This is a genomic window from Achromobacter ruhlandii (genome assembly GCF_902859695.1).
GTDB classification, from domain to species: Bacteria; Pseudomonadota; Gammaproteobacteria; order Burkholderiales; family Burkholderiaceae_B; genus Achromobacter; species Achromobacter ruhlandii.
In genome coordinates, this window is the sequence record NZ_CADIJL010000033.1 from 59,216 (window position 1) to 65,401 (window position 6,186).

General features: G+C 69.2%; 5 protein-coding genes. 3 read left to right on the top strand and 2 right to left on the bottom strand.

Annotated features, from left to right (window positions below; all coding sequences use genetic code 11):
• Nucleotides 1-96 precede the first annotated feature (96 nt).
• Both HV742_RS26670 and HV742_RS26675 read left to right on the top strand, forming a co-directional pair.
• Nucleotides 97-2,184: a carbon starvation CstA family protein gene (locus HV742_RS26670; protein ID WP_049074108.1), complete on the top strand. Its 2,088-nt coding sequence runs from the start codon at nt 97-99 to the stop codon at nt 2,182-2,184.
• A gap of 17 nt (nt 2,185-2,201) precedes the next feature.
• Complete coding sequence (locus HV742_RS26675) at nt 2,202-2,414, top strand: YbdD/YjiX family protein (protein ID WP_100504858.1); 213 nt, start codon at nt 2,202-2,204, stop codon at nt 2,412-2,414.
• Nucleotides 2,415-2,484: 70 nt separating this feature from the next.
• On the opposite strand, the gene HV742_RS26680 is transcribed toward HV742_RS26675, so the two are convergent.
• A complete protein-coding gene (locus HV742_RS26680; RefSeq protein ID WP_175146798.1) occupies nt 2,485-3,348 on the bottom strand; it encodes a DMT family transporter in 864 nt (287 codons plus the stop codon).
• A gap of 151 nt (nt 3,349-3,499) precedes the next feature.
• Between HV742_RS26680 and HV742_RS26685 the strand changes: the two genes are divergently transcribed.
• Nucleotides 3,500-4,861 (top strand): aminotransferase-like domain-containing protein, encoded by a 1,362-nt coding sequence (locus tag HV742_RS26685; protein WP_217482423.1) that lies wholly within the window; start codon nt 3,500-3,502, stop codon nt 4,859-4,861.
• 25 nt (nt 4,862-4,886) lie between these two features.
• On the opposite strand, the gene HV742_RS26690 is transcribed toward HV742_RS26685, so the two are convergent.
• Nucleotides 4,887-6,077 (bottom strand): MFS transporter, encoded by a 1,191-nt coding sequence (locus tag HV742_RS26690; RefSeq protein WP_175146800.1) that lies wholly within the window; start codon nt 6,075-6,077, stop codon nt 4,887-4,889.
• Nucleotides 6,078-6,186: the final 109 nt, after the last annotated feature.

The following is a 6,186-nucleotide window of genomic DNA, read 5'->3' on the forward strand; positions in this document are numbered from 1 at the left end:
TTCGCGCCCGCCACCCTACAACAATGAGTCTGCCTACCCGCGGGACGAAAAAAGCGTTTCACGCCAAAAGCATGGCGGGAGGCAAGAGGAGCACTTATGCAAACCAGCAGTAAGGGACTGGGTCAGCACCTGGTCTGGCTGGCGGTTGCGGTCCTGGGCGCGTTCGCGCTGGGCACCGTGGCGCTGGCCAGAGGGGAGACCATCAACGCGCTATGGGTGGTGATTGCCGCCGTCTGCGTGTACTTGATCGCATACCGCTATTACAGCCGCTTCATCGCCAACAAGGTGTTCCGCCTTGATCCGACGCGCATGACGCCGGCCTGGAAGTACAACGACGGCCTGGACTACGTTCCGACCAACAAGCACGTGCTGTTCGGCCACCACTTCGCCGCCATCGCCGGCGCCGGCCCGCTGGTCGGCCCCGTGCTGGCCGCGCAGATGGGCTACCTGCCCGGCATGCTGTGGATCCTGGCCGGCGTGGTGTTCGCCGGCGCCGTGCAGGACTTCACCATCCTGTTCATCTCGACCCGCCGCGACGGCCGCTCGCTGGGCGACCTGGTCAAGTCCGAGCTGGGCAAGATCCCGGGCGTGATCGCGCTGTTCGGCGCCTTCATGATCATGGTCATCATCCTGGCGGTGCTGGCGCTGATCGTGGTCAAGGCGCTGACGCACTCGCCGTGGGGCACCTTCACGGTGGCCGCCACCATTCCCATCGCGCTGTTCATGGGCGTCTACCTGCGCTACATCCGGCCGGGCAAGATCGGCGAAGTGTCCATCATCGGCTTCGTCGGCCTGATGGCCGCCATCACCTTCGGCCAGGACGTGGCCGCGCATCCGGTCATCGGCCCGATGTTCGACTTCGACGGCAAGGGCCTGACCTGGATCCTGATCGTCTACGGCTTCATCGCCTCGGTGCTGCCCGTGTGGCTGCTGCTGGCCCCGCGCGACTACCTGTCGACCTTCCTGAAGATCGGCACCATCGTCGGCCTGGCCATCGGCATCGTGGTGGTCGCGCCCGAGCTGAAAATGCCGGCGCTGACGCAGTTCGTGGACGGCTCCGGTCCGGTGTGGTCGGGCAACCTGTTCCCGTTCCTGTTCATCACCATCGCCTGCGGCGCGGTGTCGGGCTTCCATGCCCTGATCTCGTCGGGCACCACGCCCAAGCTGATCGAGAACGAAACCCAGGCCCGCTACATCGGTTACGGCGGCATGCTGATGGAATCGTTCGTCGCCATCATGGCGCTGGTGGCCGCTTGCGTCATCGAGCCGGGCATCTATTACGCGATGAACAGCCCGGCCGCCGTCATCGGCACCACGCCCGACCAGGTCGCCCAGGTGGTGTCCAGCTGGGGCTTCGTGATCACCCCGGCCGACCTGGTGCAGACCGCCAAGGACGTCGGCGAAAGCACCATCATTTCGCGCGCCGGCGGCGCGCCGACGCTGGCCGTGGGCATGGCGCACATCCTGCACCAGGCCATCGGCGGCCCCAGCATGATGGCCTTCTGGTACCACTTCGCCATCCTGTTCGAGGCGCTGTTCATCCTGACGGCGGTGGACGCCGGCACCCGCGCGGGCCGCTTCATGCTGCAGGACCTGCTGGGCACCTTCGCGCCGTCGCTCAAGCGCACCGAGTCGCTGCCGGCCAACCTGATCGCCACCGGCCTGTGCGTGGCGGCGTGGGGCTACTTCCTGTACCAGGGCGTGGTCGATCCGCTGGGCGGCATCAACACGTTGTGGCCGCTGTTCGGCATCGCCAACCAGATGCTGGCCGCGATCGCGCTGACGCTGGGCACCGTGGTGCTGTTCAAGATGAAGCGCGACCGCTACGCCTGGGTCACCGTGCTGCCCACGCTGTGGCTGCTGGCATGCACGCTGACCGCCGGCTGGCAGAAGCTGTTCCATGCCGACCCGAAGGTCAGCTTCCTGTCGCACGCGGCCAAGTACAACGCCGCCATCGCCGAAGGCAAGGTGCTGGCCCCGGCCAAGTCGCTGGCGGAAATGTCGCGCGTGGTGCTGAACGACTACATCAACGCCGGCCTGTGCGCGATCTTCATGTTCGTGGTGGTCAGCATCGTGGTGTTCGGCATTCGTTCGGTGATGCGCGCCCGCGCCGAGAACCAGCCGACCGCGCGCGAGACGCCTTACGAAACCCTGCCGGCCGCTGCCGCCGCCGGCGCGGACTGACGCAAGGAGGCGCCGCCATGCTGTTTTCCAACATGACTTCGGCGGCCGGCGCCGCCGGCCGCTACCTCGGGCAGACCCTGCGGTTGATGGTCGGCGTGCCCGACTACGAGAACTACGTCGAGCACATGCGGCGCACTCATCCCGACCAGGAGCCCATGAGCTACGAGGACTTCTTCCGCGAGCGGCAGGACGCCCGCTACGGCGGCAAGAAACGCATCGGCTGCTGCTGACGGGACCCGAGGGTCTGTTGACCGCAATGCAAAAGGCGCCGGCTTTGTCCGGCGCCTTTTTTCGCTGGCATCAGCGCGCGTGTTTCTTGGCCCCGGCCACGCAGATCACCGCCGCCAGCGTCGCCAGCAGCATGGTCCAACTGACCTGCTCGTGCAGCAGCAGCGCCGCCAGGCCCAGGCCCATGAAGGGCTGGAACAGCTGCAACTGGCCCACCGCCGCGATGCCGCCCTGGGCCAGGCCGCGATACCAGAACACGAAGCCGATCAGCATGCTGAACAGCGACACATAGGCCAGGCCGATCCAGCCGGCCGGGGTGACCTGCGCGAACGAAGGCGGCCAGGTGAGCAGCGTCAGCGGCAGCATCACCGGCAGCGACAGCACCAGCGCCCAGCTGATGACCTGCCAGCCGCCCAGCGTGCGCGACAGCCTGGCGCCTTCGGCGTAGCCCATGCCGCAGACCACGATGGCCGCCAGCATCAGCAGGTCGCCCTTGAGCGACACGTCCAGGCCGCCCGTCAGCGCGTAGCCCGCCACGAAGGCCGCGCCCGCCACCGAGAACAGCCAGAAGGCCGGCTTCGGCCGTTCGCCGCCGCGCAGCACCGCGAAGATGGCGGTGGACAGCGGCAGCAGGCCGAGGAACACGATCGAGTGCGCCGAGGTGACGTGCCGCAGCGCCAGCGCGGTCAGCAGCGGAAAGCCCAGCACCACGCCGATGGCCGTCAGCGTCAGGGCGGGCAGGTCCGCGCGGCGCGGCCGCGGCTGGCGCAGCAGCCACAGCAGGGCCCAGCCCAGCAGGGCGGCGATGGTGGCGCGGGCGCCGGTCAGGAAGATGGGATCGAGTTGCGCCACCGCCACCCGGGTCGCCGGCAGGGAGCCGGCGAAGATCGCCACGCCGATAAAACCGTTGATCCAGCCGCTTGTTGCCTTGTCCATGCACCGCTCCGATGAAAACGCCAGTGGAGCATTTCCGGTGCGCCTGCCCCAGAGACAGTCCAGTACAATTAAAAATAACTGTTATGCAATACAGTCCAGTACGGCCAGGGAGGCAACGGTGAAGCAGGGCGGCACGCGAATCGAGGCGGTGATGGCGCAGGTGCGGTCGCGCATTGCTTCGCGCGCCTATTCGCCGGGCACCAGGCTGCCTTCGGTGCGGGCGCAGGCGGCCGCCATGGGGGTGTCGGTGTCGACCGTGGTCGAGGCCTATGAACGCCTGGCCGCCGAAGGCAGCATCACGTCGCGGCCGGGGTCTGGCTTCTACGTCGCCGGCCCGGTGGCGCCGCTGGCGCTGACCGAGATCGGCCCCAGGCTGGACCGCGAGATCGATCCGCTGTGGGTCTCGCGCCAGTCGCTGGAGGCCGCGCCCGACGCGCTGCGGCCCGGTTGCGGCTGGCTGCCGGCCGACTGGATGTACGAAGCCGGCATCCGCCGCGCCTTGCGCGCGCTGGCCAAGGCCGCTTCGCTGGAATTGACCGAATACGCCACGCCGCTCGGCCATCCCGGGCTGCGCCAGGTGCTGTCGCGGCGGCTGGCCGCCGCCGGCATCGACACCGCGCCCGAGCAGCTCATGCTGACCGAGTCCGGCACCCAGGCGATCGACCTGATCTGCCGCTTCCTGCTGGAGCCGGGCGATACCGTGCTGGTCGACGATCCCTGCTATTTCAATTTCCATGCCTTGCTCAAGGCGCACCGCGCCCGCGTGGTCAGCGTGCCGTACACGCCGAACGGGCCCGACGTGGCGCGTTTCGAGGCGGCGCTGCGCGAGCACGCGCCGCGCCTGTACATCACCAATTCGGGCATCCACAACCCCACCGGCGCGACGCTGTCGCCCCTGGCGGCGCACCGGCTGCTCAAGGCCGCCGACGGCGCGGGGCTGGTGATCGTGGAAGACGACATCTTTGCCGACTTCGAGCACACGCCGGCGCCGCGGCTGGCCGCGTTCGACGGCCTGTCGCGCGTGATCCAGATCGGCAGCTTTTCCAAGACCATCTCGGCCTCGCTGCGCTGCGGCTTCATCGCGGCGCGGGCCGACTGGATCGACAGCCTGGCCGACCTGAAGATCGCCACCACGTTCGGCGGCGGGCGGCTGGCGGCCGACGTGGTGTTCCGGACGCTGACCGACAGCGGCTACCGCAAGCACATGGAGTGGGTGCGGCAGCGGCTGGGCGAGGAGCGCGACCGCGCCAGCGCGCGGCTGCGGGCGCTCGGCATCGTGCCGTGGCTGCAGCCGAAGGCGGGTATGTTTCTGTGGTGCCGCCTGCCGGCCGGCATTGACGCGGCAACCGTGGCGCGCGCCTGCCTGCGCGACGGCGTGGTGCTGGCGCCAGGCAACGCCTTCAGCGTGTCGTTGAGCGCGGGCGACTGCCTGCGCTTCAACGTCGCCCAGTCCACCGATGCGCGCGTTTTCGACACCCTGGCGCGGGCGTTGGCCACGGCGCGCAAGGCGTGAGCGGTCCCGCGGAAGGTTCCGCGCGCTAGGGGCTGCTGGCCGGCGCGTCGCGGCGGGCCCGTTTCTCGGCGGCCAGCACCAGCGGAATGGCGCTGGCCGCGCACAGCGCCATCACCAGGAAGCCGCCCGGCGCGTAACCGCGATACAGCGCGCCGCCCAGCTGGATGCTGCCGAACATGAACACCCCGCCCGACAGCAGCGCATACAGCGCGATGGCCGACGTCTTGCAGGCCGCCGGCACGCGGCGCGCGATGTACCACATGATGGCGGCATTGTTGCCGGCCAGCGTGAAGCATTGCAGCACCTGCAGCGCCGCGATCCAGCCCGGGTCGGCGGTGGCCGACAGGCCGGCCCAGCGCAGCGCCGTCATGGCGGCCGAAACCAGGATCAGCCATTGGGCGCCGAGCCGCGCCAGCACCTTGGGCGCCAGGAAGAAGAACAGCACCTCGCTGGCCACGCCCACCGCCCACAGCGTCGAGATCAGCGCCGTCGACAGGCCACGGTCGGTCCAGTAGAGCGTGGAATACGAATACAGGAAGCCGTTGCTGGCCTGCACCAGTGAAGCGGCGGCGATGCACAGCAGCAGCGGCCGGTCGCGCAGGATCTCGCGCATCGGCAGCCGCGCGCGCTCGGCCGGCGCCTCGTCGGCGCTCGGGCGCGCGGCCCGCGGCAACAGGCGCACGCAGGCCAGGCAGGCGAGGATCAGCAGGATCGACAGCCACATTACCCAATCGGCGTCGAAGGTCTTGATGAGGTAGCCGCCGGCCACCGTGACCACGGCGAAGCCGAGCGAGCCGCAGGCGCGGATGATGGTGTAGGAATTGCCCTGCCCACGGCCGCTGGCGATGGCCATGCGGTCCAGCAGCGGCAGCACCGCCGGGAACACCGCGTTCAGCAGCAGGGTGACGGCGAACAGCCAGGCCGGCGCCGCGCTGAACGGGTAGCAGATGAACAGCAGCAGCGAAGCGGCCAGCGCGGCGAAGATCAGCCCATGCGCGCCGCCGCGCTGGTCGGCCACGTGCGCCACCACCGGCGTCGACAGGATCTTGGGCAGGAACGAGGTCGCCACGATCAGGCCGATCAGCGCCGGGTCGAGGCCGCGGCTGGCGAACCACAGGGGAAGAAACGGGATGCTGACGCCCTGCAAGCCGTAGTACAGGAAGTAGAACCCATGCAGGGCGATAGCGCCTTGCCGGGCGTCGGGGTTGCCGCGCATAGCGATGTGACGGGAGTGTGGCCGGTGTGAAGCGCCGTAGCATACTCCTTCCGCCCGCCCGCCCGCCCGCCCGCCCGGCCGGCTCCGCGCCGCCGCGCGCCGCGCGCAG

Bases quoted from the DNA above. Each gene is read 5' to 3' on its own strand.
- HV742_RS26685 (WP_217482423.1), top strand. From the start codon at position 3,500: ATGGCGCAGGTGCGGTCGCGCATTGCTTCGCGCGCCTATTCGCCGGGC.
- HV742_RS26690 (WP_175146800.1), bottom strand. From the start codon at position 6,077: ATGCGCGGCAACCCCGACGCCCGGCAAGGCGCTATCGCCCTGCATGGG.
- HV742_RS26670 (WP_049074108.1), top strand. From the start codon at position 97: ATGCAAACCAGCAGTAAGGGACTGGGTCAGCACCTGGTCTGGCTGGCG.
- HV742_RS26680 (WP_175146798.1), bottom strand. From the start codon at position 3,348: ATGGACAAGGCAACAAGCGGCTGGATCAACGGTTTTATCGGCGTGGCG.
- HV742_RS26675 (WP_100504858.1), top strand. From the start codon at position 2,202: ATGCTGTTTTCCAACATGACTTCGGCGGCCGGCGCCGCCGGCCGCTAC.